We start from the raw sequence: 1791 nt of genomic DNA, 5'->3' as shown, positions 1-1791 counted from the left end.
GTCGCGCCGGTTGCGCCGCCCATCGTGCCGGTCGCGCCGGTCCCGGTGCCGGTGGTGTCACCCGTCGTGCCCGTGCCGGTGGCGCCGGTCGTGCCGCTGGTGCCGGAGCTGCTGCTCGGCGCGGTGGCCGACGTGTCGCCGGTACCGGTCGTGCTGGTGGTGTCATTCTTCTTGCAAGCGGCCAGGCTGGCCATCAGGGCTGCAGCAAACAGAATTTTCGATGCGTTGTTAAGAGCTTTCATTTGTTTTACTCCTCGTTCACGTCTATCGTTTACCGCCGTCTCCCGGTGAGCACTGGAAGTGAGGCGGGGCTTAGGGTTCCCGATGGACCATGCGGTCCAAGCGTGAACCATCAGGGAACCGACGCAATACGCGGCCCCGGTGGCGTACGAATCCGACTGTCAGCATTTGACCGGCAGCGTGCCGGCCGGTTCGTCGGATTGCACGCCTTCTGCTTTGGGAAACCAGAGTTTCCCTTGTTCCGCCGTGCCGCCTGCAACGTCGACACATGCGGATTAGATAAGAGCCGAACCGTCATCGTTCAACCCTTTGTCCCCCGGCGAAGCTGCCGGAAGGTCGTGACGCCGCATCGGCGCTGTCGCCGGCGGCCTGTTCGAGCAGGGCGGGAATGACGTCGCACAATTCCCGCGCCAGGTAACCCAGTCTGCCGAAGCGTTCGGCGAGGCGCTCGCCTGCGCGCGCGAACGGTCCTTCGACGCGTTCGTCCTCGACATCGGCCTGCCGGGCATGGACGGCCACGAACTGGCGCGCCAGATCCGCGCGCTGCCGCGTGCGGCCGGGGCGCTGTTCATCGCGCTCACGGGCTATGGCCAGCAGCAGGACCGCGACGCGTCGAAGGCCGCGGGTTTCCATTACCATTTCGTGAAGCCGGCCGACGTGGATGCGCTGGCGCAGGCGCTGGCGAAGGGCACGCCGGCCTGACGCGCGGCCGTGTCATCATCCCGTCACTTTCTTTTCTTACACTGCGAGTTGCTGAACAGTAACTGAGCGTGCATCCCCGCACGCCCTTCTGACGGAACCCGCATGTCCAAGTCCAGTGCGCACACCGCCCCGCGCACCCACCGATTCCTCGCGCTGCTGTGGCCCGCGCTGGCCCTGCTCGCCTGTGCCGCCCTCTGGACCGCCACCATCCTGCACGCCGGCGCGGAACGCCGGCGCGCCGAGGAGCAGGCGTTCAAGGAGGCCGACGCGTATGCCGAAGCCTACGAGCAGTACGTCACCCGCTCGGTCGCCCAGGTCGACCAGATCACCATGCAGCTCAAGCACAGCTGGGAGCACGCGCGCGACCGCAGCCTGATCGAGAACATGCGCCGCGACGGCATGTTCACCGACGCCGCCTTCGTCAACGTGAGCGTGATCGGGCCGGACGGCGCGGTCCGCTCCTCGAGCCGCATCCACGCGCGCGGGCTGAATCTGTCCCGGGCCGACTTCTTCATCCAGCACCGCAACGCCATCTCGACCGCGCTGCGCATCGGCACGCCGCCGCCGGAACTGGACGAAGCGCGTGGCACCATCCTCTTCACGCGCCGGCTCGACACGCCTGACGACGGCTTCGACGGCGTGCTGCTGATGGCCGTCGACGCCGCGTATTTCACGTCGTTCGTCAGCTCGCCCACGCTGGGGCCCGGCAGCCTGCTGGCGCTCGTCGGCACCGACAACGCCTTGCGCGTCGAGCAGGACGCCAGCGGCATCGTGCGGACCATGGGCGCCGCCTCGCTGCTGCCCGCGAACGCCGACCGCTGGCCGGTGGGGCGCGGCGTGCAGCTGGTC

Annotated in this window: 2 protein-coding genes and 1 pseudogene; 2 read left to right on the top strand and 1 reads right to left on the bottom strand. The window is 68.0% G+C overall.

What is annotated here, in order from left to right; genetic code table 11:
• The coding region (locus tag ACEN88_RS30810) for a hypothetical protein (protein ID WP_413345850.1) at positions 1 to 242 on the bottom strand (242 nt) is incomplete at its 3' end.
• Between the two features lie 346 nt (positions 243 to 588).
• Between ACEN88_RS30810 and ACEN88_RS30805 the strand changes: the two genes are divergently transcribed.
• On the top strand, positions 589 to 942 hold the full coding sequence (locus ACEN88_RS30805) for a response regulator (protein ID WP_413345852.1): 354 nt from the start codon (positions 589 to 591) through the stop codon (positions 940 to 942).
• A 102-nt stretch (positions 943 to 1044) separates the two neighbouring features.
• Positions 1045 to 1791, top strand: a pseudogene (locus tag ACEN88_RS30800) (GGDEF-domain containing protein); the annotation flags it as partial.

It is taken from the genome of Massilia sp. CT11-108 (assembly GCF_047302915.1).
Taxonomy (GTDB): domain Bacteria; phylum Pseudomonadota; class Gammaproteobacteria; order Burkholderiales; family Burkholderiaceae_D; genus Telluria; species Telluria orientalis.
The sequence above is the reverse complement of the archived record's forward strand: the minus strand, read 5'-3'. Positions and strand labels throughout refer to the sequence as shown.